This is a genomic window from Micromonospora radicis (assembly GCF_003583405.1).
In the GTDB taxonomy this organism is placed as follows: Bacteria; Actinomycetota; Actinomycetes; order Mycobacteriales; family Micromonosporaceae; genus Micromonospora; species Micromonospora radicis.
In genome coordinates, this window is sequence record NZ_QXEC01000011.1 from 1 (window position 1) to 24,232 (window position 24,232).

Annotated in this window: 17 protein-coding genes; 10 read left to right on the forward strand and 7 right to left on the reverse strand. The window is 73.9% G+C overall.

The genetic code is table 11. From position 1 onward, the window contains the following. The coding region (locus D2L64_RS13260; RefSeq protein WP_119576331.1) for an extracellular catalytic domain type 1 short-chain-length polyhydroxyalkanoate depolymerase at positions 1 to 987 on the reverse strand (987 nt) is incomplete at its 3' end. Between the two features lie 310 nt (positions 988 to 1,297). On the opposite strand from D2L64_RS13260, the gene D2L64_RS13270 reads away from it, so the two are divergent. From D2L64_RS13270 to D2L64_RS13300, 5 genes are all read left to right on the forward strand, one after another. Continuing rightward, on the forward strand, positions 1,298 to 3,115 hold the full coding sequence (locus tag D2L64_RS13270; RefSeq protein ID WP_119575911.1) for a DUF2079 domain-containing protein: 1,818 nt from the start codon (positions 1,298 to 1,300) through the stop codon (positions 3,113 to 3,115). A 152-nt stretch (positions 3,116 to 3,267) separates the two neighbouring features. Beyond that, positions 3,268 to 3,909, forward strand: a complete 642-nt coding sequence (gene lipB, locus D2L64_RS13275) for a lipoyl(octanoyl) transferase LipB (RefSeq protein WP_119575914.1) — start codon at positions 3,268 to 3,270, stop codon at positions 3,907 to 3,909. An 860-nt stretch (positions 3,910 to 4,769) separates the two neighbouring features. Continuing rightward, complete coding sequence (locus D2L64_RS13290; RefSeq protein ID WP_119575919.1) at positions 4,770 to 5,474, forward strand: SRPBCC family protein; 705 nt, start codon at positions 4,770 to 4,772, stop codon at positions 5,472 to 5,474. Next, a complete protein-coding gene (locus tag D2L64_RS13295; RefSeq protein WP_119575922.1) occupies positions 5,471 to 6,145 on the forward strand; it encodes a DUF4166 domain-containing protein in 675 nt (224 codons plus the stop codon). The genes D2L64_RS13290 and D2L64_RS13295 overlap by 4 nt, the downstream gene beginning before the upstream one ends. Before the next feature lie 13 nt (positions 6,146 to 6,158). Beyond that, positions 6,159 to 6,779 (forward strand): TetR/AcrR family transcriptional regulator, encoded by a 621-nt coding sequence (locus D2L64_RS13300; RefSeq protein WP_119575925.1) that lies wholly within the window; start codon positions 6,159 to 6,161, stop codon positions 6,777 to 6,779. 238 nt (positions 6,780 to 7,017) lie between these two features. On the opposite strand, the gene aspS is transcribed toward D2L64_RS13300, so the two are convergent. Beyond that, positions 7,018 to 8,304 carry an aspartate--tRNA(Asn) ligase gene (gene aspS, locus D2L64_RS13305; protein ID WP_119575928.1) on the reverse strand — a complete coding sequence of 429 codons (1,287 nt, stop codon included), beginning with the start codon at positions 8,302 to 8,304 and terminating at the stop codon, positions 7,018 to 7,020. Positions 8,305 to 8,777: 473 nt separating this feature from the next. Between aspS and lipA the strand changes: the two genes are divergently transcribed. The 3 genes from lipA to D2L64_RS13320 all read left to right on the forward strand — a co-directional run bounded on the left by lipA (position 8,778) and on the right by D2L64_RS13320 (position 12,397). Beyond that, positions 8,778 to 9,764 (forward strand): lipoyl synthase, encoded by a 987-nt coding sequence (gene lipA, locus D2L64_RS13310; RefSeq protein WP_119575931.1) that lies wholly within the window; start codon positions 8,778 to 8,780, stop codon positions 9,762 to 9,764. Between the two features lie 115 nt (positions 9,765 to 9,879). Then, on the forward strand, positions 9,880 to 11,532 hold the full coding sequence (locus tag D2L64_RS13315; protein WP_407663100.1) for a hypothetical protein: 1,653 nt from the start codon (positions 9,880 to 9,882) through the stop codon (positions 11,530 to 11,532). A 175-nt stretch (positions 11,533 to 11,707) separates the two neighbouring features. Then, complete coding sequence (locus D2L64_RS13320; RefSeq protein ID WP_119575937.1) at positions 11,708 to 12,397, forward strand: DUF4191 domain-containing protein; 690 nt, start codon at positions 11,708 to 11,710, stop codon at positions 12,395 to 12,397. A gap of 227 nt (positions 12,398 to 12,624) precedes the next feature. Here the strand turns inward: D2L64_RS13320 and D2L64_RS13325 are convergent, their stop codons facing one another. Then, on the reverse strand, positions 12,625 to 13,023 hold the full coding sequence (locus tag D2L64_RS13325) for an RDD family protein (protein WP_119575940.1): 399 nt from the start codon (positions 13,021 to 13,023) through the stop codon (positions 12,625 to 12,627). Between the two features lie 406 nt (positions 13,024 to 13,429). On the opposite strand from D2L64_RS13325, the gene glnA reads away from it, so the two are divergent. Continuing rightward, on the forward strand, positions 13,430 to 14,854 hold the full coding sequence (glnA, locus tag D2L64_RS13330; RefSeq protein ID WP_119575943.1) for a type I glutamate--ammonia ligase: 1,425 nt from the start codon (positions 13,430 to 13,432) through the stop codon (positions 14,852 to 14,854). Positions 14,855 to 15,298: 444 nt separating this feature from the next. On the opposite strand, the gene mptB (D2L64_RS27565) is transcribed toward glnA, so the two are convergent. Next, positions 15,299 to 17,050, reverse strand: coding sequence for a polyprenol phosphomannose-dependent alpha 1,6 mannosyltransferase MptB (gene mptB, locus D2L64_RS27565; protein WP_199714519.1), 1,752 nt, complete (start codon positions 17,048 to 17,050; stop codon positions 15,299 to 15,301). 13 nt (positions 17,051 to 17,063) lie between these two features. Next, a complete protein-coding gene (gene mptB, locus D2L64_RS13340) occupies positions 17,064 to 18,464 on the reverse strand; it encodes a polyprenol phosphomannose-dependent alpha 1,6 mannosyltransferase MptB (protein WP_199714520.1) in 1,401 nt (466 codons plus the stop codon). Between the two features lie 44 nt (positions 18,465 to 18,508). Here mptB (D2L64_RS13340) and D2L64_RS13345 point away from each other — a divergent pair, with 44 nt between their 5' ends. Beyond that, positions 18,509 to 20,173 (forward strand): hypothetical protein, encoded by a 1,665-nt coding sequence (locus D2L64_RS13345; protein ID WP_119576334.1) that lies wholly within the window; start codon positions 18,509 to 18,511, stop codon positions 20,171 to 20,173. Between the two features lie 14 nt (positions 20,174 to 20,187). On the opposite strand, the gene D2L64_RS13350 is transcribed toward D2L64_RS13345, so the two are convergent. After that, complete coding sequence (locus D2L64_RS13350) at positions 20,188 to 23,346, reverse strand: bifunctional [glutamine synthetase] adenylyltransferase/[glutamine synthetase]-adenylyl-L-tyrosine phosphorylase (protein WP_119575949.1); 3,159 nt, start codon at positions 23,344 to 23,346, stop codon at positions 20,188 to 20,190. Beyond that, positions 23,346 to 24,113 (reverse strand): type 1 glutamine amidotransferase, encoded by a 768-nt coding sequence (locus D2L64_RS13355; protein ID WP_119575951.1) that lies wholly within the window; start codon positions 24,111 to 24,113, stop codon positions 23,346 to 23,348. The genes D2L64_RS13350 and D2L64_RS13355 overlap by 1 nt, the downstream gene beginning before the upstream one ends. Positions 24,114 to 24,232 lie beyond the last annotated feature (119 nt).

Below are 24,232 nucleotides of genomic sequence, written 5' to 3' on the forward strand. Positions count from 1 at the left end.
GAAGGTGGGGGTGGGGGTGGGGGTGGTGCCGCCGTCCAGACCGAAGAAGAGCGCGTCCCGGTACGTCGAGCAGATGGTGTCCAGGAAGTACGCGGCGGCGGTGCCGCACTGGTCCAGGCCGCTGCCCGGGTCGACCGGGGTGCCGTGACCCATGCCGGAGACCCGGTACACCCGGACCGCGTCGTTGCCGTACACCTCCAGGCTGGTGCCGGCGGGCAGTTGGCTGGTGCTGGTCGGGGACTGCGAGACGCCGAGCACGTTGGTCCACTGGTCGCGGGACTCGGTGGCGTTGGCCACCGCCACGGTGTAGTCGGCGGTGCCGTGCCAGATCGACACCCTCGGTCGCGGCCCGGCGTAGCCGGAGTGGGCGTTGCGGACCAGGTCGCCCCACTGCGCGGGGGTCTTGTCGACACCCGGACTCATGCAGGAGAAGGCGTTGACCATCCCGGTGGCGCAGCGGTACGGGATGCCGGCGATGACCGAGCCGGCGGCGAAGACCTCCGGGTAGGTGGCGAGCATGACCGCGCTCATCGCGCCGCCGCCCGACAGGCCACTGACGTACACCCGGTCGGCGGCCGTGCCGTACGCGGACCTGGCGTGGTCGACCATCTGCTTGATGGAGAGCGCCTCACCCTGGCCCCGGGTGGTGTCGCCGGTCTCGAACCAGTTGAAACACGAGCTGGAGTTGTTGGCCGATCGCTGCTCGGGCACGATCAGCGCGAACCTCCACTGGTCGGCGTACTTCTGCCAGCCGGAGTTGGTGAAGTAGCCGGTGGCGTTCTGGGCGCAGCCGTGCAGCAGCACGACGGCGGGCGCGCCAGAGGGCAGGTTGTCCGGCCGGTAGGCGTACATGGCGAGGTTGCCGGGGTTGGAGCCGAAGCTGCTGACCTGGGTCAGGGTCGCGGCCTGGGCGGGTGCGGCGACGGCCACCAGCGCGGCGGCCGCCGCGACCAGGCCGGCCAGCAGGCCGGCGAGTCGGCCGGGCAGTCGGCCGCGCAGTGGGCCGGGCAGTCGGCCGCGCAGTGGGCCGGACAGTCGGCCGGGCAGTCGGCCGGACAGTCGGCCGGGCAGTCGGCCGGACAGTGGGCCGGCGAGTCGGCCGGGCAGGGTGCGGGTGCGGCGCACGGGACCTCCAGGGGGTGTGAGCTGGGTCACCGATGATTGCCGCGAGGTTACGCAGATGTGTCACGGCCGTGACATGGCGAGGGCGCACACATTCGTCGATGTCCGGGTGTGGTCTGATACTTGCACCCGGAAGGTGTCGGGCTGTCCAGGTGCGGTTGGTAACGTCCGCTAGGTGCCCACCTCGCCGTTCGTGGCGTCCGCGCCCACCTCACCAGCCCGTGCCACCCGTGACCGTCGTGCCGACCTGACCGTGACACTCGTCGCGTTGGCCCTCGCCGTCTGGGTGACCAGCGGGCTGTGGCGGGACCCGAACGGTCGCGCGATCACGGTCAACTCCAGCGACCAGGCGCTCTTCGAGTGGCTGCTGGCCTTCGGCGGGCACGCGGTCAGCCACGGGGAGAACCCGCTCTACACGTACCTGATCAACGTCCCGGACGGGGTGAACCTCGCGGTCAACACCTCGATCACGGTGTACGCGGTGGTCTTCGCCCCGCTGACGTACCTGATCGGGCCGCCGATCACCTTCCTGGTGATCCTGACCCTGAACCTGGCGGCCACCGCCGTCGCCTGGTACTGGCTGCTCTCCCGGCACCTGGTTCGCAGCCAGCTCGCCGCCGCGATCGGCGGCCTGTTCATCGGCTTCTCCCCCGGCATGGTGTCGCACGCCAACGCCCACCTGAACTGGACCGCCGGCTGGCTGGTGCCGCTGCTGGTGTGGCGGGTGTTCGTGCTGCGCCGCCCCGGGCACTGGCTGCGCGACGGCCTGATCCTCGGCCTGCTCGTCGCGGTCGCCTTCTCGATCGCCGCCGAGGGGCTGTTCTTCACCGCCCTGGCGCTCGGCCTCTTCGTGGCCGTGTGGGCGCTGCACCCGGCCAACCGCGTGGAGGCCCGCGCCGTACTGCCGTCGTTCCTGCGGGGCCTCGCGGTGACCGCGGTGGTCGCCGGGGCGATCCTGGCGTACCCGCTCTGGTTGCACTTCGCCGGACCGCAACGCTTCCACGGCACCGGGTTCGACTCGGTGATCCACTCCGAGGACATCGCGGCGTACGCGGCCTACCCGCGCCGTTCGCTGGCCGGCGAGGCCGGGTTGCGCACCTCGCTGGCCCCGAACCCGACCGAGGAGAACTCGTTCTTCGGGCTGCCGCTGCTGATCCTCGCCGTCGGCTGCTTCGTCCTGCTGTGGCGGCGCGCCGACCCCCGACGCCGGGCCACCCTGTGGGCGCTCGGCGTCGTGGCGGTGGTCTTCACCGTGCTCTCCTTCGGGCCGGTGGCCAAGTTCGACGGCCGGCGCACCGACCTGCCGATGCCGTTCGACCTGCTCGGGCACCTGCCGGTGGTGAACGCCGCGCTGCCGGCCCGGCTCGCGCTGGTGGTGACGCCGGTGATCGGCCTGCTGCTGGCGTACGCGGTGGACCAGCTCCGCCGCCGGCCGGTGCGCCGCGCGGCGGCGGTGGCCTGGACCGTCGGCTTCGCCGTCGCGCTGGTGCCGCTGTTCCCGACGCCGCTGCTGACCGTGCAGCGCGAACCCATCCCCCGCTTCATCACCTCCGGTGCCTGGCGGGACTACGTCTCCCCCGGCGGGGTGCTCACCCCCGCCCCGCTGGCCCTGGACGTCTACCCCGACGGTCAGCGTTGGCAGGCGTACGCGCTGGCCAACCGGCAGGGCGAGTTCGCCATCCCGTCGGGCTTCTTCCTCGGCCCCGGCGGCCCCGACGGCCGGGGCCGGATCGGGCCGGTGCCGCGCCCGTTCGGCGCGCTGCTGGACCAGGCCGCCCGCACCGGCCTGCCGCCGATCGTCACCGAGGGCACCCGCGAGGAGGTCCGGGCCGACCTGGAGCACTGGCGGATCGAGACGGTGGTGCTCGCCGACGAGGTGCACGGCGCCAAGTGGGCGGTCGACGAGGAGGCGCTGCGCCGTACGCTGACCCTGCTGTTCGGCGAGCCGGAGCGGGTCGAGGACGTCTGGCTGTGGCGGGTCGGCCCGCAGTGAGCCGGCCCGGGACGAGCCGTCGCGGGGTGAACCGTCGCGGGACGAGCCGTCGCGGGACGAGCCGTCGCGGGGTGAACCGTCGCGGGACGAGCTACTCCGCCGTGAGCCGGCTCACCACTGGTGACCAGCGGGTACGGGTCTAGGCTGGACGGGTGACCACGACGACCTCCGGCCTGACGGCCGTCTGTGCCGGCGTCCTCGACTACACCGCCGCCTGGGACGAGCAGCGTCGCCTGCACGAGGCGGTGGTCGTCGGCGAGTCCGGGGACACCGTGCTGCTGCTGGAGCATCCGAGTGTCTACACCGCGGGTAAGCGCACCGAGCCATGGGACCGCCCGGTCGACGGCACCCCGGTGGTCGACGTGGACCGCGGCGGCAAGATCACCTGGCACGGCCCGGGGCAGCTGGTCGGCTACCCGATCCTGCGCCTGCCCGACCCGGTCGACGTGGTCGCGTACGTGCGCCGGGTCGAGCAGATGCTGATCGACGTGTGCGCCGAGTTCGGCCTGACCGCCGGACGGATCGAGGGCCGCAGCGGGGTCTGGGTACCGGCCGACGAGCGGGGGCCAGCCCGCAAGGTGGCCGCCATCGGCATCCGGGTCGCCCGGGGCGTCACCCTGCACGGCTTCTCGATCAACTGCGACTGCGACCTGACGTACTTCGACCGGATCGTGCCCTGCGGCATCCGGGACGCCGGAGTCACCTCGCTCACCGCCGAACTGGGCCGCCCGGTCACCGTCGCCGACGTACTCCCGGTGGTAGAACGCCACCTGGGCGCCATCGTCGCCGCCTGACACCCGGCCACCCTTCCCCGCCTGACACCCGGCCACCGCCTGAGCGCCTGGTCGCCGCCCGGCCACCGCCTGGTCGCCTGGTCGCCTGGTCGCCTGGTCGCCTGGTCGCCTGGTCGCCTGGTCGCCTGGTCGCCTGGTCGCCTGGTCGCCTGGTCGCCTGGTCGCCTGGTCGCCTGGAGCGTCGGGCACGGCCGCGGGCGGGGTGCCCGGCCGCCAGCGATGATCGCGCTCGATCCAGGATCGAGTGGTGTCCGCGGCGCAGGAAGCCACTCGATCCCGGATCGAGTGCCACCACCGTCCCGAGGTCGAACGCCACCTGGGCGCCATCGTCGCCGCCTGACACCCGGCCACCCTTCCCCGCCTGACACCCGGCCACCGCCTGAGCGCCTGGCCGCGCGGCCGCCGCCTGGTCGCCTGCGCCTGCGTCGGGCACGCCCGCCCGGCCCCAGCGATGATCGCGCTCGATCCAGGATCGAGTGGTGTCCGCGCCGCAGAAGGCCACTCGATCCCGGATCGAGCACCACCGCCGTCCCAAGGTCGAACGCCACCACCGTCCCAGGGACGAACGCCGCCGACCCGAGGTCGGGCGCCACCACCGTCCCAGGGACGAACGCCGCCGACCCGAGGTCGGGCGCCACCACCGTCCCAGGGACGAACGCCGCCGACCCGAGGTCGGGCGCCACCACCGTCCCAGGGACGAACGCCGCCGTCCCGAGGTCGGGCGCCACCGCCGTCCCGCGAGGTCGGGTGGCGGCACCGATGCCGGCCAGAACATCCGATGGTGCGAACACTCGCGCCCAGTCTTGAGCAGTCGCTCAAAACCCGCTACGTTTAAGCAGTCGCTCAAAACGGGGGTGGACATGCGGCCGATCTATGTCGAGACACTCATCGACGCACCGGTGGAGCAGGTCTGGTGGGCGACCCAGGTGCCCGGGGAACACCGCCGGTGGGACGTCCGGTTCGATCGGATCGATCCGATGCCGGGCGGCGAGCCCGCCCGGTTCCGGTACGCCACGACGGTCTTCCCCGGACTCACCGTGCGCGGCTGGGGAGTGCACGCCGGGCAGCGCGACCGCTGGGACGGCACGCGCACCTCCGCGCTGCGCTTCGGCTCGGACGACCGGCGTTCACTGATCGCCGCCGGATCGGGCTACTGGCGTTACCTGCCGGGGCCGCACGGTGTCCGGTTCCTGACCGGATACTCGTACACCCCACGGTGGGGTCGACTCGGCCGACTCGCCGACCTGGCGTTCCGGCCGCTGTTCGGCTGGGCCACCGCGTGGTCGTTCGACCGGCTGCGACTCTGGCTGACCCGGGGCGTGCCACCGGAACGCGCCCGGGCCAACGCGTTCGGAGAACTCGTCCTCCGGGTGGTCGGGGTGGGCACGGCGACCGTGGCGGCCGGCGCGGCGGGCCCGGTGGCGGGCGCCGCCGCGTTCGCCGTCACCGCCCTGGTCGCCGGGGTGCTGCCCCCTCATCCGGACACCCCGGCGGCTCGCCGCTGCCGTCGCCGCCCACCGGACCGCCTGGCCGCGTGGGCACCGCATCTCGTGGAACGCCGGTGACCTCCGTCTTCCAGCACGCCCTCGGTACCGACTTCGACCGCCTGCACCCGCGGTTGCGCCGCCGCTTCGCGGTGGACGGCCGGTCCGACCTCGGCTGCGTGGGTGTCGGGGTGATGGATCGGGTCTGGCGGGGTGCCGCCTTCACCGTCCCGTTCCTGCGCCTCGGCGCCCGACGGCACATCCTGTTCCCGGAGACCGGCCGCCGGATCCCCTTCACCATCGAGAACTACGCCTACACCGACTCGTACGGCCGACCGACGCTGACCTTCGTACGCACCTTCCACCTGACCGCCCAGCGGCGGCGCCGCTTCGACGCCACGATGGTGTGGAGCGCCCGCCGGGGCGTACTGGTCGACTACCTCGGTACCCACCAGCATCTCGCGGTCGACCTGTACCCGACCGTCGACGCCACCGGAGCGCTGACCATCCGCAGCGGCCTGCAGCGTTTCCCGAACGGCCTGGCCTGCCCCGCCCTGCTCACCGGTGAGGCCCGGGTACGGGAGTGGTACGACCAGGCCGCCGGCCGGTTCCGCATCCAGGTCGCGGTGACCAGCCGCCGCTTCGGCCCGTTGTTCGGCTACTCGGGCAGCTTCACCGTCCACTATGTCGGACCGAACCGGGCGCCGGTGCCCGCCGCGGTACGCCCACTACGCGAGAATCCCCGGGAGTAGACGAGAGGATCCGATGGCCACCCGGGAGAAGCTGATCGACGGCGCCCTCGCCGCCATCCGTGAGCACGGCATCGCGGGCGTGTCGGCGCGTACCATCGCCACCGCCGCCGGAGTGAACCAGGCCCTGGTCTTCTACCACTTCGGCAGCGTGGACGACCTGCTGGCCGAAGCCTGCCGAAGTGCGACCGCCGCCCGCGTGGCGGCCTACCGGCCCCGCTTCGCCGCGGTCGGCTCCCTGCGGGAACTGCTCGACCTCGGGCGCGGCCTGCACGAGCGGGAACAGGCCGAGGGGAACCTGGCGGTCCTGGCCCAGTTGCTGGCCGGCGCGCAGACCGACGCCCGGCTCGCCGAGGCCACCGCGGTGGCGCTGCGACTCTGGACGGTCGAGATCGAGGCCGTGCTGCACCGGCTGTTGGACGGCTCGCCGGTCGCCCCGGTCGCCGACCCGGCCGGGCTGGCCCGGGCCGTATCCGCCGCCTTCATCGGCCTGGAGCTCTACGACGGTGTCGACCCGGCCGCCGCCCGTGCGGCCTTCGACGCGCTGGAACGACTCGCCGTCCTGGTCGAGGTGGTGGACGACCTCGGGCCCCTGGCCCGCCGCGCGGTACGAGCCAAACTGCGCGACCTCACCTGACCCCCTCCCCCTGCCCCCGCCCTGCCCGCGCTCCCGCCCCGCCCCGCCCGGCGCCCCCAAGGCACTCCGCCCGGTTGATCAAAAGGTTCTGGTCGCCGCGCCGAGATTGGACGCAAACCTCTTGATCAACACGGCGAGGGCGGGAGCCGGGTGGGCGGGTAGGGACCGGGCGGGCGGGAGCCGGGCGGGCGGGAGCCGGGTGGGCGGGTAGGGGCCGGGTGTGCGGGGGTGGGGCGGGTCAGGGGGTCAGCCGGTGGAGGTCGCGGGGGAAGGCGGTGACCTCGCGGATGTTGGGGGCGCCGGTCAGCCGGGCGACGAGGCGTTCCAGGCCGATGGCGAAGCCGCCGTGCGGGGGCATGCCGTGCCGGAACGCGTCGACGTAGCCGGCGTACGGCTCGACCGGCTCGCCCCGGGCCGCCAGGGCGGCCAGGTAGTCGGCGTACCGGTGCAGGCGTTGCCCGCCGGTGACCAGTTCCAGGCCCCGCAAGAGCAGGTCGAAGCCGTTGGAGTGGGCCGGCCGGGCCGGGTCGGGATGGGTGTAGAAGGGCCGCTTCGCCATCGGGTACCCGGTGACGAAGACGAAGTCCGACCCGTGTTCACGCCGTGCCCAGTCGCCCACCGCGCGTTCGTGTGCGGGGGCCAGGTCGGGCTCGTCGGCGGGTGCGCCCGCGATCCGCAGCGCCTCGGTGAAGTGCACGGCCGGGATCTGGGCCGGCACCTCCGGCGGGCTCACGCCGAGCGTGGCCAGCGCGGCACCGGCCCGGTCGCCGACGGTGTCCAGCATGCCGGCGAGGGTGTCCCGCAGTACCGCCATCACGTCCCGGTGGTCGGCGACGAAGCCCAGTTCGGCGTCGAGCGAGGTGTACTGGGCGAGGTGCCGTACGGTGTCGTGCGGTTCGGCGCGGAACACCGGCCCCACCTCGTACACCCGCTCGAAGACCCCGACCATGAGCTGCTTGTAGAACTGCGGCGACTGGGCCAGGTACGCGGGCCGGCCGAACCAGTCCAGGGCGAAGACGTCCGCTCCGCTCTCGGTGGACGAGCCGACCACCTTCGGCGTGTGGATCTCCACGAAGCGGCGGGCGTCCAGGGTGGCCCGGAAGCCGGCCACCGCCGCCGCCGAGATGCGCAGGGCGGCCGAGCGGCGCGGGTGGCGCAGCGCGACCGGCGCGTGGTCGAGCTGGGTGGGGAGGCTGGCGGTGAGGGTGGGCCGGTAGAGGTCGAACGGGGGCGCCACGGCGGGTGGCCCGAGCGGACGTACCGTCGGGTCGGTCAGCTCGACACCGGCGGGCGCGGCGGGGTTCGCGGCCACCGTGGCCACCACCTCGACGACGGTCTCCTCGGGCAGTGCCTCGACCTGGGCGCGTACCGCCGGGTCGGTGACCACGACCTGGGCCAGTCCGGCGGCGTCGCGGACGATCAGGAAGGCCACCGACTTGAGCAGTCGGCGGCGGTGCACCCAGCCGGCGATCCGGACGGTACCGCCGGTGTGCCGGGTGAGCTGGTCGGACAGGATGCGTTGCACGGCTACCTCCTCGATCGGTCGCAACGCGATCCCCGGGAGGTGTGGGCGAGCGGGAGCCTCGCGGTGCCACCACACCTTCGCTTCCGCCTGGGCGGAAGCCTCGTTCGTCGCCTTTTGCCGGGGCCAGCCGGGCGGGCTCTACTGGGCACGCGGCGCTCAAGCAGGGGCCCTTGCGCCATCGCAGGCGTCAAGAAGGGCCCTTCCTTGCCCCGCGGGCTGTTCTTCCCGCAGCTCGGGAGGGTCTTCGCGACCCCGGTGCCAGACCGCCTCGCAGCAACCGGCGGCTCTCTTCAACTGGCGGGGCGGGGCGCTACTCGGCTCCGTCATCGCAACGTGACCGGCACGCTAGCACCATCAGCCGCCGCCATGTGACCCGTTTCTGCCGCCTCGGGTGTCCGGCGTCACAGGTCCTGCGAGGTGACGGCCGTCGCCTGCTGTTCATCGACGGCCACCATCCGGCGTAGGCTCGTTTTGTGACGATCGAGCACTCCGCACCGACGACCGGCCAGGCCGCGAGTACCGCGACGCCCGCCCCCGAAGGGCGACGGCTGCTGCGGATCGAGGCCCGCAACGCCGAGACGCCGATCGAACGCAAACCGCCGTGGATCAAGGTCAAGGCCAAGATGGGTCCGGAGTACACCCAGTTGCGCGGGTTGGTCTCGCGCGAGGGGCTGCACACGGTGTGCCAGGAGGCCGGTTGTCCCAACATCTACGAGTGCTGGGAGGACCGCGAGGCGACCTTCCTCATCGGCGGTGACCAGTGCACCCGCCGCTGCGACTTCTGCCAGATCGACACGGGCAAGCCGGCCGAGTTCGACGCCGACGAGCCGCGCCGGGTGGCCGAGTCGGTGGTCTCGATGGGCCTGCGGTACGCCACCATCACCGGCGTGGCCCGCGACGACCTGCCCGACGGCGGCGCCTGGCTGTACGCCGAGACGGTCCGGCAGATCCACGCCCTGCAGCCGGGCTGCGGCGTCGAGCTGCTGATCCCCGACTTCAACGCGGTGCCCGAGCAGCTCGCCGAGGTGTTCGGCGCCCGCCCCGAGGTGCTCGCGCACAACGTCGAGACGGTGCCGCGGATCTTCAAGCGGATCCGGCCGGCGTTCCGCTACGAGCGCTCCCTGGACGTGATCCGGCAGGCCCGCGCCGCCGGCCTGGTCACCAAGAGCAACCTGATCCTGGGGCTGGGCGAGGAGCGGGCCGAGATCTCCCAGGCGCTGCGAGACCTGCACGACGCCGGCTGCGAACTGATCACCATCACGCAGTACCTGCGCCCCACCCCCCGGCACCACCCGGTCGAGCGTTGGGTGAAGCCGGAGGAGTTCGTCGAGCTGAGCGCCGAAGCCGAGGAGATCGGCTTCGCCGGGGTGATGAGCGGGCCGCTGGTCCGCTCGTCGTACCGCGCCGGCCGGCTCTACCAGCAGGCCCTCGCCGCCCGTGAGGGCGTCGCCGTCGGCTGAGCGACGGCAACGGCCGCCACGCCGGTGCGGTCGCCGTCCGGACCCGCCGGCCAGATGCCATGATCAGCAGGTGACCGCCGAGGTACGCCGAGAGCACCCCATCGCGCTGCGCGCGCTGCCGGCGGCCCTGCGTACGCTGCCCGGTTCGCTGCGGTTGCCGGCCGACCCCCGGCTGCCCGGCCTGCTCACCCTGCTGGCGGTGCTCGCCGGGGTCGGCTACCGCCTGGCGTTGCTGCGTCACGACGCACCGCCGACCAACAGCGACGAGGCCACCATGGGGCTGGCCGCGCTGCACATCGCGCGGGGTCAGGAGTTCCCGGTCTGGTTCTACGGCCAGTCGTACATGGGCACCCTGGATGCGTGGCTGGCCGCCCCGGTGTTCGCGGTGGCCGGGCCGAGCACGTTCGGCCTGCGCCTGCCCACCCTGGCGATGTACGCGCTGTTCCTGCTGCTGAGCTGGCGGTTGACGGTGCGGCTGACCGGGGACCACTGGTTCGCCCTGCTGGTGGTGACGCTGCTCGCGCTCGGTTCGGACCGGATCGTCAAGAACCAGTTGATCGCCGGGGGCGGCTATCCGGAGATGAACGTGGCCGGGGTGGCGTTGGCGCTGCTGGCGTACGACCTGGCGGTCGGGCGGCCCGGTCGACGGCTGCCCCGCTGGGCGGCCTGGGGTCTGCTGGGCGGGCTGATGCTCTGGGTCGATCCGCTGGTGCTGCCGTACGTGGGCGCCACCGGGCTGGTGTTGGCCGCGTACCGCTGGCGGGAGCTGCGAGGTCGGGCCGGGGCGCTGCTCTCGCTCGGCGCCCTGCTCGGTGCGGCGCCGCTGCTGGTGGACAGCCTGGTCGCCGGTCGTAATCCGCTGGCGGCGGTGCTCACCGCCAGCGGCGCGGCCCAGCCCGCCGGCTGGGCCGACCGGCTGTACGGCGGGTTGGTGCTCGGCCCGGCGCTCGGCATGGGTTTCTGCGACCCGGGTCGGTGCGCCGGCTGGCAGCTGTGGTGGTCGGCGGCGCTGCCGGTGCTGCTGTTGGCCGCCGCACTGCTCGCCTGGCGCACGCTGCGCGGTCACCGGGTCGTCGACGCGGGGGCGGCCGCCGCCGGACCGGCCGATCCTGTGGACACCCCGGGCGCGGTGGCGCCACGGGTGGGTGCGGCGGTGACGCTGGCCCTGGTCGGTGCGGCCGTGGCGACCGTGGCGGCGTACGCGGTCAGCAGCGCCGCCGGGCTGACGCCGGTGGAGAGCGCCCGCTACCTCTCCTGCCTGTTGATCTCCGTACCGGTGCTGCTGTGGCCGCTGTGGAGAGCGGCCCGGCGGCGCCCGGCGACCGGCACCGGGCAGCGTCGGCCGGGCCGGGGGTGGGCTGCCGTCGGGCGGGGCGCGGCGGTGGCGGTGCTGGTGGCGACGCTGGGCACCGCGACCGCCGCCACGGCCGGCGCGATCGGCCGGGTGGACGCGGTGCACGCCGCGGAGCTACGCCACACCGCGCTGGTCGCCGCGCTGCGCGAGCAGGGGGTACGGCACGTCTACGGCACCTACTGGACCTGCAACCGGCTCACCTTCGCCAGCGCGGAGGAGGTGGTCTGCGCGGTCGTCGACGACGACCTGAACCCGGGCCACGACCGCTACCGCCCGTACCGGGCGGCGGTACGGGCGTCGACGGCGCCCGCCTGGGTCGCGCCCGAGGGCTCAGCCCTGGCGGCCCGCCTCGACCAGCAGCCCTTCGACCTGCTCACCGTCGACGGCTGGCGGGTCTACCTGCCCCACCGTTGACCCGGGCCGAAGCCGGTTCGGTGGCCGGCGGCGCCGGCCGGTACGGCGTCAGCGGGCCACGACGGGCAGGTCACGCCGGTACGCCACGGCGGCGGCCCCGCCCTCGGTCGGTCACCTCCGACCGGGGACCGGCCGCGGATCAACGGCGCGGCGGGCGACCACTAGACTCGACGGCATGGCAAAGCCCCAGGAGAAGGTGTCGTTCGGCCAGCGGCTGAAGCAGATCGGGTTGGTGTTCCGGTTCACCGCCCGGCAGGACAAGTGGTTCGCGCCGCTGGCCGCCGCCGCGGTGCTGATCCCGCTCGCCCTCACCGTGGTCGCGGTCCTGCTCTGGAGTTGGATCTGGCTCCCGCTGGGCATCCTGTTCGCCCTGCTCTGCCTGCTGATCGTGCTCAACCTGCGGTCGAACCGGGCGATGATGAACGCCGCCGAGGGGCAACCGGGTGCCGCCGCGCAGATCATGGAGAACATGCGCGGTGACTGGCGGGTCTCGCCCGCGGTCAGCTCCACCACCCAGATGGACATGGTGCACCTGGTCATCGGCCGGCCCGGCGTGATCCTGCTCGCCGAGGGCAACCCGCAGCGGGTGCGCGGCCTGCTCGGCCAGGAGAAGCGCCGACTCGCCAAGGTGATCGGCAACGCGCCGCTCTACGACTACGTGATCGGGCAGGAGGAGGGCGAACTGCCGATCCGCAAGCTGCGGATGACGCTGATGCGGCTGCCCCGCAACCTCAGCGGCAAGGACGTCAACTCCCTGGACAAGCGCCTCAAGGCGCTCACCGCCCGGCCGCAGATGCCCAAGGGCGCCGTGCCGAAGAACCTGCGTCCGCCGCGCGGGGCGTTCCGCCAGTCGCGCGGCCGCTGACCCACCCCGCACGGCACGCCCTCGCACGCCCTCGCACGCCCTCGCACGCCCTCGCACGCCCTCGCACGCCCTCGCACGCCCTCGGCGATCATGCACTTCTGGTCGCCGTTATGGCGGATCTACGGCCTTTGTCGGGTCGGAGAGTGCATGATCGCGGGCGGAGTCGGGCGGGGATGCGGGGGAAGAGGGCGGGGAAGGGGCGGCAGGGGCGGGGTGGGGTGGGGTGGTCAGCGGGTGGCCGGGGTGACCACGGAGCCGGCCAGGCGGTCGTGCAGGCCACGCCGGTGCTGGTCCATCAGCAGGGCGGGCACGAACAGGGCCAGCAGCACGCCGCGCAGCAGGGCCCGGGGCAGGCCGATCCGGCCACCGTCGGTCCAGTCGACGCAGCGGATCCGGGTGAGGTACATGCCGGGGGTCTGCGCGAACAGACCGAGGAAGACTGCGTACTCGACGATCAGCACGACAACCGGCGCCCAGGCGTCGCGGGCCGGGTCGGCGAAGAGGCCGGCCGCGAGCAGACAGAGCACCCAGTCGACGACCAGCGCTCCGAAGCGGCGCCCCAGGTCGGCCGGAGTGAAGCCGGCATCCGTGGCGGGTGGTGTCGGGTGGTGCGGCTGGGTGGTCACAGCGGGCAAGACTACTCAGAGCTGCCGTACCGGTCCTGGGCTGGCCCGGGGACTGGGGCCGGGCTGGCCCGGGGACTGGGGCCGGGCTGGCCCGGGGACTGGGGCCGGGCTGGCCCGGGGACTGGGGCCGGGCTGGCCCGGGGACTGGGGCCGGGCTGGGGCCGGGCTGGCCCGGGGGCTGGCCCAGGGCTGGGCGGCGCGCGGTGCCGAATCGGACCAACAACAGGAATCTTCACTACACTGGCACAGTCGGACCAGTCCCTCCGGCGGCAGCGTCCGCACCGATCCCGGCGTGACGCACCGCGAGGGACGTAACACGGCAGAAACACTGGAGACATGGCCGGGCAACCGTGCGGCCATAGCGTCGCCAGGAGCCTAGCCATCCGTGGACGTGCCAGGAGGACGAGTGTTCGCCAATCCCGAGGAACTCCTGCGTTACCTCAAGAACGAGGACGTGAAGTTCGTCGACGTTCGTTTCTGTGATCTGCCCGGCGTCATGCAGCACTTCAACCTGCCGGTGGAGTCCGTCGACGAGGACTTCTTCACCGACGGTCTCGCTTTCGACGGGTCGTCGATCCGCGGCTTCCAGGCGATCCACGAGTCGGACATGCTCCTGCTCCCGGACGTCGCGACCGCCTTCATCGACCCCTTCCGCGCGCAGAAGACCCTCGCGCTGAACTTCTTCATCCACGACCCGTTCACCCGCGAGGCGTACTCCCGCGACCCGCGTAACGTGGCGAAGAAGGCCGAGGCGTACCTCGCCGCCAGCGGCATCGCGGACACCGCGTACTTCGGCCCCGAGGCGGAGTTCTACATCTTCGACTCGATCCGCCACGAGACCTCCGCCCACCAGGCCTTCTACTACATCGACTCGATCGAGGGCGCCTGGAACACCGGCCGCGAGGAAGAGGGCGGCAACCGCGGCTACAAGACCGCGTACAAGGGTGGCTACTTCCCGGTGCCGCCGGTCGACCACTACGCCGACCTGCGCGACCAGATCGTCCGCAAGCTGATCGACACCGGCTTCACCGTCGAGCGCTCGCACCACGAGGTCGGCACCGCCGGCCAGGCGGAGATCAACTACAAGTTCTCCACCCTGCTGCACGCCGGTGACCAGCTCCAGCTGTTCAAGTACATCGTCAAGAACACCGCCTGGTCCGCCGGCAAGACCGCGACCTTCATGCCGAAGCCGCTCTTCGGCGACAACGGCTCCGGCATGCACACCCACCAGAGCCTCTGGCTCAACGGTGAGCCGCTGTTCTACGACGAGACCGGCTACGCCGGCCTGTCCGACACCGCCCGCTGGTACATCGGCGGTCTGCTGCACCACGCGCCGTCGCTGCTGGCCTTCACCAACCCGACGGTCAACTCGTACCGTCGCCTGGTGCCCGGCTACGAGGCCCCGGTCAACCTGGTCTACTCGCAGCGCAACCGCTCCGCCTGCACCCGCATCCCGGTGACCGGCAGCAACGCCAAGGCCAAGCGCGTCGAGTTCCGGGTGCCGGACCCGTCGGCCAACGTCTACCTCGCCTTCTCGGCGATGCTGATGGCCGGCCTGGACGGCATCAAGAGCAAGATCGAGCCGCCGGCGCCGATCGACAAGGACCTCTACGACCTCCCGCCGGAGGAGTGGGGCGACGTCAAGCAGGTGCCGGGCTCGCTGCCGGCGGTGCTCGACTCGCTCGAGGCCGACCACGACTACCTGCTCGACGGCGGCGTCTTCACGCCGGACCTGATCTCGACCTGGGTCGACTGGAAGCGGGCCAACGAGGTGGACCCGGTGCGCCTGCGCCCGACCCCGCACGAGTTCGCCATGTACTTCGACTGCTGATCCAGATCAGCGTCACCCGGGCCGGCTCCGCACTCGCGGAGCCGGCCCGGCCGGTTGTTGGCCCAGCCGACCGGGAGGAGACCGGCGACGGGCGCCGCCACCCGCCCGACCTATCCGACCATGGTCGCCACCGCCGTCGTCGTCGGCCTGCTCGGGTCCGCCCTCCTGCCGACGGCCGTGGCGCTGCGCCGTGGGCAGGTCGTGCCCGCGTCCGCCGAACCCTGTCCGACCTGCGGCGCCCACCGCTGACCCACCTGTCGGTGTTCGCCCCCCGGACCACCGTCGGGTCACCCGGCTCGGCTTGCGCGCCGGGGTGTCGGGCGCCGGTGGGTACATCTGTTGTCGCTGGAGCGACAACAGATGTACCCACCACGGGTCGTGGAGGTCGGGGTGGACGAGTCGATCAAGCGCTTGCGGTCCGGGGGACGCCAGCGCCGGTGAGGCTCAGCGCAGGTCGCGGGCCCGGCGCAGCCGGGACAGACCCCGGACCGCCACGACGACGATCAGCAGGGTCATCGCCACCGCGCCGGGTGCCTTCGTCAACCGGGCCAGGTTGGTGCCGTCCGGCAGGGCGAGGAAGGACACCAGGGCGCAGGGCAGCACGAACCAGCCCGTCCGCCTCGCCGCCACCGCCAGCACCGCGAGCGGCCAGGTGGCGTACCAGGGATGGAACACCGGCGCCAGCACCACCGTCGCCGCCAGCCCCACCCCCGCCCCCACCAGCACCAACCCGGCTGGGTTGATCATGAGGTTGTTGCGGCGGAAAGCGCTTGCCGCGGGCGACAACTTCATGATCAACGGAGTTGGGGTGGGGGTGGGGGTGGGGGTGGGGGTGCGCAGGGTGGACCAGGTCAGCCACCAGAGGAGCACCAGGACGAGCGTCAGTAGCGCCAGGCCGGTGAGGCGGGTTACCGGCACCGCGTGGGGGTGATGGCCGAGCAGTCCACCGGCGTAGTCGACGACCATGCCGACGGCGGTCGGTGGCGAGGTCCACTGCACGGTGTCGCCACTGCTGCCCAGCCCGGCGATCCAGCCCAGCCCGAGACCGGAGAGCAGCGAGGTCACCGCCAGCCCACCGACCGCACCGGCGGCGAGGACACCGCCGTCGCGCAGCAGCGCCGCGACCGTGTACCGGCCCCGTACCGCCAGCAGCGCCGCGAACGGCAGCACCACCACGGCGGTGGCCTTCACCGACACCGCCAGACCGAGCAGCACTCCGGCGGCCAGCAGTCGGCCGACCGCCGGCCCAGATCCCCGCCAGCCCGGCCCGAATCCCGGCCAGCCCGGCCCGAATCCCGGCCAGCCCGGCCCGAATCCCGACCAGCCCGGCCCGAATCCCGACCAGCCCGGCCCGAATCCCGGCCAGCCCGGCCCAGATCCCGGCCAGCCCGGCCCAGATCCCGGCCAGCCCGGCCCAGATCCCGGCCAGCCCGGCCCAGATCCCGGCCAGCCCGGCCCGGGCCGATCCGGCTGCTGCGGCTCCGGCCGGGTCGGGCGGCGGGCCAGGAGCAGCAGGCCGGGTAGGAGCAGGCCGAGCATCACCGCGTCGTTGTGCGCGCCGGCCACCAGGTGCACCCCGACCAGCGGGCAGGCCAGCAGCAGCCAGGCCGCCCGGCGCGGCGGCACGCCGGCCGCCCGGGCCAGGCCCGGCAGGCAGAGCGCCGCCGCCAGCAGCCCGGCGACCGCCAGTACGCGCAGCAGCGCCACCGTGCCGACCAGGCCGCCGCCGAGCAGCACGGCCAGGGCGGCCAGCAGCACGAAGAACGGGCCGTACGGCGCCGGGGTGTCCCGCCAGACCGGCGCGACCGCGTCCAGCCAGGGGCAGGCCGCCTCGGCCACCCCGGTGGCGTACGGGTCACCGCCGTCGGCGTACACCCAGCCCTGGCAGGCGTACGAGTAGACGTCCCGGCTGCCCAGCGGGGCGCTGAACAGCAGCGGCAGCGTCCACAGGCCGGCGGTGACGTACGCCCACCGGGTCGACGGGGCGCCGTCGCGCAGCGCCCACCAGGCGCCGACCATCGCGGCGGTGCCGAGCAGCCACAGCAGCACGGTCAGCGGGCCGGCGCCGGAGTGCCACACCCGGATCGTGGTGGCACCGGGCAGTGCCCCGCCGAGGTAGCCGGCGACCAGCAGCAGCACCGCCCCGGCCAGCCCGCCGTAGCGGACCGCCCGCGCACGGGTGCCGGGATCGGTCACCGGCGTACTCTCCTCAGTCGGCGGGAACCGGGCGGCGGGCCGCCCGAGCCGACCGTACCAACCGGACCGCCACCCAGATCACGAACAGCGTCATCAGCGGCGCGCCGACCGTCTTGGTGTACCGCGGCAGCCCGGTGCCGTCGGCCAGCACGTGGAACGCGGAGTACACGGTCACCGCGCTGAACCACCAGGTGCGGTGGGCGGTGGCGGCGAGCAGGGCCAGCGGCCAGAACCAGTACCAGGGGTGGAACAGCGGGGCCAGCGCCACGGTGGCGGTCAGCGCCAGCGCGGCGTGCCACAGCGGTTCCCGGTGCCGGGCCCGGAACCAGAGCCAGACCAGCAGGGCCGCCAGCACCACCATGCCGATCGCCCGGGTCACCGGCAGCGCGTCGACGTGCAGGCCGAACGGCAGCACCAGGTAGCCGACGGTCTGCCCGACGGCGGTCGGCGGCGAGGTCCAGGCGATCACCTCGTTGCCGTGCGACAGTCCGGTGATCCAGCCGAGGTCCAGCCCGGCGGCGAGGGTCACCCCGATCAGGGTGCCGACGGCGCCGCCGACCACCGGCGTACCGTCGCGTAGCAGCCCGCGCAGGGAGAACCCGCCGGCGATCGCGGCGAGGGCCGCGAACGGCACGACCACCAGCGCGGTGACCTTGACCCCGGCGGCCAGGCCGAGCACCACCCCGCCGGCCAGCAACGGCCAGGTACGGCCCGGCCAGGCGACCACGATGGCCAACCCGGCCACCAGGAGGCCGACCATCATCGCGTCGTTGTGCACCCCGGAGATCAGGTGTACGCCCACCAGCGGGCTGGCCAGGGCGAGCCAGAGCGCCCGCTCGACCGGTACGCCGCAGCGGCGGGCCAGCACCGGCAGGCAGGCCGCGGTGAGCACCACGCTGGCCACCGCGAGCACCCGGAACAGCGCGATGCTGCCGATCAGCGAGCCGGTCGCGGCCACCACCGCACCGGAGATCACCACGAAGAGCGGACCGTACGGGGCCGGGGTGTCCCGCCAGATGTACGACATGGTGTCCAGCCACGGGCAGGGCAGCGTGGAGACGCCGTACTCGTACGGGTTGATGCCGTTGGAGTAGCTGGCACCCTGGCAGGCGTACGCGTACGCGTCGCGGCTGCCCAACGGCGGCGTGACCAGGAACGGCAGCAGCCACAGCCCGGCGGTGACCAGTGCCCAGCGCACCGACGGCACCCGGTCGCGCAGCACCCACCAGGCCACCGCCATGGCGATGGTGCCGAACAGCCAGCACCCGATGATCAGCGGCCCGTACTGCCCCTGCCAGATCTTCAGCGGGGTGGGCCGCAGGTCTCCGTCGGGCAGCGCACCACCGAGGAATGCCGCCACGGCGAGCAAGATCGATCCGGCCAGTCCAGTCCAGCGCACGAGGTGATGGGGCACGACGGACATGCTGCCAGTACCGTGAGCGCGGTACGGAGGTGGGCATGCGAGGCAGTCGGATGGTGGCGCTGGCCGCCGCGTCCGCCGGTGCGCTCGGTGTGGCGTACCTCATCCTGCCGGCGATGGGTTCGGACCTCGCGGCGCAGGTGGCCCGGGCCGACTTCTTCGCCGCGCACGGGCCGACGCCGGTGGACCTGCGCTGGTACGGCGGGGTCCAGCAGTTCGGCTACAGCCTGCTCGCCCAGCCGGTGATGGCGCTGCTCGGCGTCCGCCTCACCGGCGTACTCGCCCTGGTCGCGGCGGCGAGCGCGTTCACCGCGCTGCTGGTGCGTACCGGGATGCCCCGGCCGCTGCTCGGCAGCCTGGTCGGGGTGCTCACCATCGCCGGGAACCTGGTGTCCGGCCGGGTGACGTACGGCCTCGGGGTGGCCTTCGGCCTGTCCGCCCTGCTCGCCCTGACCTGGCGACCCGCGCCGTCGCCGGCAGCGACCACCCCGGCCCGCGCGGTCCGCGTCGGCGCTCGGTGGCCGCTCGTGCTGGCCGGAGTCGGGGCGCTGCTGGCCTCGGCGACCAGCCCGGTGGCCGGCCTCTTCGTCGGGCTGGCCGGAGTCGCCCTGCTGCTGTCCCGCCGGTGGGCCGACGGGCTGACCCTGGCGGTGACCGCCGCCCTGCCGCTGGGTGTGACCGCGTTGCTGTTCGGCGACGGCGGCTGGATGAACATCAGCCGCACCGACACGATCCGGGCGACCGTGACGGCGCTGCTGGTGGCCGTGCTGGTCGGGTACCGGCCAGTGCGGGTCGGGGCGTTGCTGGCCGCCGGTGGGGTGGTCGCGGCGGCGCTGGTGCACACCCCGGTCGGCCTGAACGCCACCCGCCTGGCGACCATGTTCGCCCTGCCGTTGCTGGCCGCCGCCGCCCACCGCCCCACCTGGCTCGGGTCGGTCCGGCTGATGGGCCAGCCCGGCCCGCCGGCCCGGCCGCCGTCGGTGGGCGCGATGCCGCGGCCAGTCCGGCGGCGGGCCGGGGCGCTCGCGTTGGCCGCGCTGCTGGCGGTGGTGTGCTGGTGGCAGCCGCCGGTGGTCCCCGCCGACCTGCGCAGCATCGGCGACCCGACAAGCGACCCCGGCTACTTCGCGCCGCTGCGGGCCGAACTGGACCGGCGGGGGCACACCGGCCGGCTGGAGGTGCCACCGACGCGCAACTACTGGGAGGCCGCCCGACTCGGCGAGGTGCCGCTGGCCCGGGGCTGGCTGCGGCAGGCCGACATCGACCGCAACCCGCTGTTCTTCACCACCGTGCCCGGCGCGGCCGGCACCGGCGTACCACTCACCGCCGCCAGCTATCGGGCCTGGCTGGACGCCAACGCGGTGCAGTACGTGGCGCTGCCCGACGCCCCGCTGTCCTGGGTGGGCCGGGCGGAGGCCGAACTGGTCGACGGCGGCCTGCCGTACCTGACCGAGGTCTGGTCCGACCGGCACTGGCGGCTGTACGCGGTGCGCGAACCGACGCCGCTGGTCGGTGCGCCGGGCGAACTGCTGCACGCCGACGGCGCCTCGATCACGTTCCGCGCCGACGCCGCCGGGACGGTGCCGGTCCGGGTACGGCACAGCCGCTGGCTGACCGTGTCCGGTGCCGCGACCGTGGGCGCCGACGGCGACTGGACGGCGATCACCGTGCCACGGGCCGGCACCTACACCCTCGGCAGCTGAGCCGCCACCCTTGCTCACATCTGCAGGACGCGTTCGGTGGCGGCGCGGGAGCGGCGGCCGGTGCGCAGGTACTCGTCGAGGAACTCGCCGGGGTCGTCGTGGCCGAGCAGCCGGACCACGCCGGCCAGTTCCACGCCGTGCCGGGGCAGTTGGTCACCGGCGCGGCCCCGGACCAGCATCAGCGCGTTGCGGACCTGCGCCGCGAGGGTCCATCCGGTCGCCATCGCCTCGGCGTCCGCCGGGTCGACCAGACCCAGGTCGCGGGCGGCGGTGAGGGCGTCGAGGGTACGCGTACCGCGTAGCTGCGGGTGCGCCCCGGCGTGTCGCAGTTGGAGCAGTTGGACCGCCCACTCGACGTCGGCCAGGCCGCCCCGGCCGAGCTTGGTGTGGGTGGCCGGGTCGGCGCCCCGGGGCAGCCGCTCGGTCTCCACCCGGGCCTTGATCCGGCGGATCTCGATGATCTGTTCCCGGGTCAGCCCGTCGGCCGGGTACCGGACCGGGTCGACCAGCTGCTCGAACCGGGTGCCCAGTTCGGCGTCGCCGGCCACGCACCGGGCCCGCAGCAGGGCCTGCGACTCCCACACCCGCGACCAGCGGGCGTAGTACTGCTGGTAGGCGGCGAGGCTGCGGACCAGCGGCCCCTGCCGCCCCTCCGGGCGCAGGTCGGCGTCGACCCCGAGCGCCGGGTCGGGCGCGGGCATGCCGAGCAGCCGGCGCAGTTCCTCGGCGACGGCGTGGGCGGCGGCGCTGGCCGCGCTCTCGCTGACGCCCTCCGGCGGGTCGTAGACGAACAGCACGTCGGCGTCGGAGAGGTAGTTGGACTCGTACCCGCCGAGCCGGCCCATCCCGATCACCGCGAACTCCAGCCCCGGCATCGGCGGCTGGGCGGCCCGGGCGATGCGCAGCGCGGCGGCGAGGGTGGCGTCGGTCACCGCGGCCAGGGCGGTGCCGACGGCGGTGACGTCGGTCAGGCCGGCGGGCGGCCGGTCAGCGGTCAGGCCGGCGGTCGGCCGGTCACCGGTCAGGCCGGCGGACGGCGGCTCGCCGACGGGCGGCCGGTCCGCGTCCGGGCGGGTGGGCGCCAGCGAACCGGCGCGGCTGAGCACGTCGGCGCAGGCGAGGCGGAGCAGTTCCCGGCGCCGCAGCGCGCGTACCGCCCGGGTTGCCTCGACCGGGTCGGTGTGCCGGGCCGCGGCGGCGGCGAAGCCGTCGCAGAGCACCTCGCGGGGGCGCGGGCTCAGCTCGCTCTCCTCGGCGAGCAGGCGCAGCGCCTCCGGCTCGCGGGTGAGCAGGTCGGCGACGTACCGGGAGGAGGAGAGCACCCGGGCCAGCCGACGGGCCACCGGCCCGGAGTCGCGCAGCAGTCGCAGGTACCAGGGGGTGCTGCCGAGGGAGTCGGAGACCTTGCGGTAGCTGAGCAGGCCACGGTCGGGTTCCGGGGCGTCGGCGAACTCGCTGAGCAGCACCGGCAGCAGGGTGCGTTGGATCGCGGCGGTGCGGCTCACCCCGCCGGTGAGGGCCTGGAGGTGACGCAGCGCCCCGGCCGGGTCGGCGAAGCCGAGGATCTCCAGCCGGTTGCGGGCCGCCTGCGGGGTCAGCCGCAGCCCGTCGGCGGGTACCCGGGCCACCGACTCCAGCAGCGGGCGGTAGAGCAGCTTGGCGTGCAGCCGGCGTACCTCGGTGGCGTGGGTGACCCACTCGGCGCGGAACTCCTCGACGGCGCTGCGTCCCGGGGTCGCGGTGTAGCCGAGCGCGGTGGCCAGCCAGCGCAACGCGCCCGGCTCGGTCGGCACGGTGTGGGTCCGGCGCAGGCCCTGCAGTTGCAGGCGGTGTTCGACGCCGCGCAGGAAGCGGTAGCCGCGCAGCAGCGCCTCCCCGTCGGCCCGCCCGACGTAGCCGCCGGTGACCAGCGCCCGCAGCGCGGGGATCGTCCCCGGTCCGCGCAGTGACTCGTCACCCCGGCCGTGCACCAGTTGCAGCAGCTGCACGGCGAACTCGATGTCGCGCAGTCCGCCGGGGCCGCGTTTGATCTCGCGTTCCAGTTCCTTCGGCGGGATGTTGTCGATGATCTTCCGGCGCATCGCCCGGACGTCCTCGACCGCCTCCGGGCGTTCGGCGGCCTGCCAGAGCAGCGGGCCCAGCGCGTCGATCCACTCCTGGCCCAACGCCAGGTCACCGGCGGCCGGGCGGGCCTTGAGCAGGGCCTGGAACTCCCAGGTCCGGGCCCACCGCCGGTAGTAGGCCAGGTGGCTGGCGAGGGTACGCACCAGCGGCCCCCGGTTGCCCTCGGGGCGCAGTGCGGCGTCGACCGGCCAGGCGACCAGCCCGCATACGTGGATCAGGCGGGTGGCCACGGTGGTGGCCGTGGTCAGGTCGTCGTCCTCGGCGGCCACGAAGATCACGTCGACGTCCGAGACGTAGTTCAGCTCGCCGCCGCCGCACTTGCCCATCGCCACCACCGCCAGCCGCGGCCGGCGTACCCCCTCGGGCAGCTCCGCCAGTGCGATGTCATACGCGGCGCGCAGGGTGGCGTCGGCCAGCGCGGAGAGCGCGGCCATGGTCTGTTCCAGGCCGCGCCCACCGGTCAGGTCGGCCGCCGCGATCCGCAGCAACGCCAGCCGGTACGCCTGGCGCAGCACCGCGACCGGGTTGCCGTCGCCGGCCGGTTCGAGTCGGCCCTCGGCGGCGGGGGCGAGCCCGTCGGGTTCGGTACGCAGCACCGGCCACTGGTCGGGGTTGGCGACGAGGTGGTCACCGAGCGCCGACGAGGCACCCAGCACGGCGATCAGCCGGCGCCGCAGCCCCGGGTCGTCGTGCAGGGCGGCGAGCAAGGCCGAACCCGCCCCGATGCCACCGGCCTCGGTGGGCGGGACCGGCTGCGCTGCGGCGCCGCGCCGCCGGGTCGCGGTCGTGCCGTTCGGGCCGGTCCGGGCCCGGCGTTCGGCCTCGACCAGCCGGTGCAGCTGGCGTAGGGCCAGGTCGGGGTCGGCGGCCCGGGACAGCGCGGTCAGCAGCTCCTGGGCCCGGTCGTCGGCCGGTTCCTGGGTCTGCGCCCGCCACAGGTCCAGCCCGGCCGGCCCGAGCAGGTCGGCGGCGCGGGCCCCGCCGTCGGAGTCGGCGACGCCGAAGCCGTACCGGGCGAGCCGGCCGGTGGCGCTGGTCGGGCGGCCCATCAGTGCCCGAGCAGGGGCAGGCTGCGGCGCGGTTCGTCGCCGTCCAGCTCACCGAGGGCCAGTGCGGCGAACCGGGCGGCGAAGGGCTGCCAGACCTCCTCCACGTCGACCATCACCGCGTTGCAGGCGGAGATCACCAACTCCGGGTCGTAGCCCAGCTCGGCCAGCAACGCCGAGTCGGTCGCCCAGTCGGCGATCATCGCGGTGTCGCACTCGATGTGGAACTGTAGGCCCCAGGCCCGGTCACCGAGGCGGAACGCCTGGTTCGGGTAGCGGGTGGAGGCAGCCAGCAGGGTGGCACCGGCGGGCAGTTCGGTGATCTCGTCGGCGTGCCACTGCAGCACGTCGGGGATCAGCGGCACGTATCGGAAGAGCAGGTCGGTGTCGGCGGCGTCGCGCCGGCCGACCACCGCGGGGCCGACCTCCGGCCCGGCCGGGCTGCGTTCGACCGTGCCGGCGTGCGCGGTGGCGAGCAGCTGCGCGCCCAGGCAGATGCCGAGGGTCGGCAGCCGGTGCCGGACGGCCTTGCGCAGCAGGCCCTCCACGGCCGGGAACCAGGGCGCGCCCGGCGAGCCGTCGTCTCCCGGATATGCCTGCTGATCGCCGCCGAGTACCACCAGGGCGGCGTAGCCGTCGAGGTCGGCGGGCAGTTCGTCGCCGGCGTGCGGACGGGTCACGGACAGCTGGAGACCTGCCTCGGTCAGCCACTCCCCCAGTCGCCGCGCATCGTCGGTCGGGTCGTTCTCGATCACCAACGCGGTTGCCACGCCGTCGAGGCTATCCGGTCCGGCCGCCCGGGTCCGCGCGCGGGACTAGGCTCTGCGGCTGTGTCCGACCACAGCGCGCCCGACGACGTCGTACGCCCGCCGGCGCTGCGCCAGGGCGA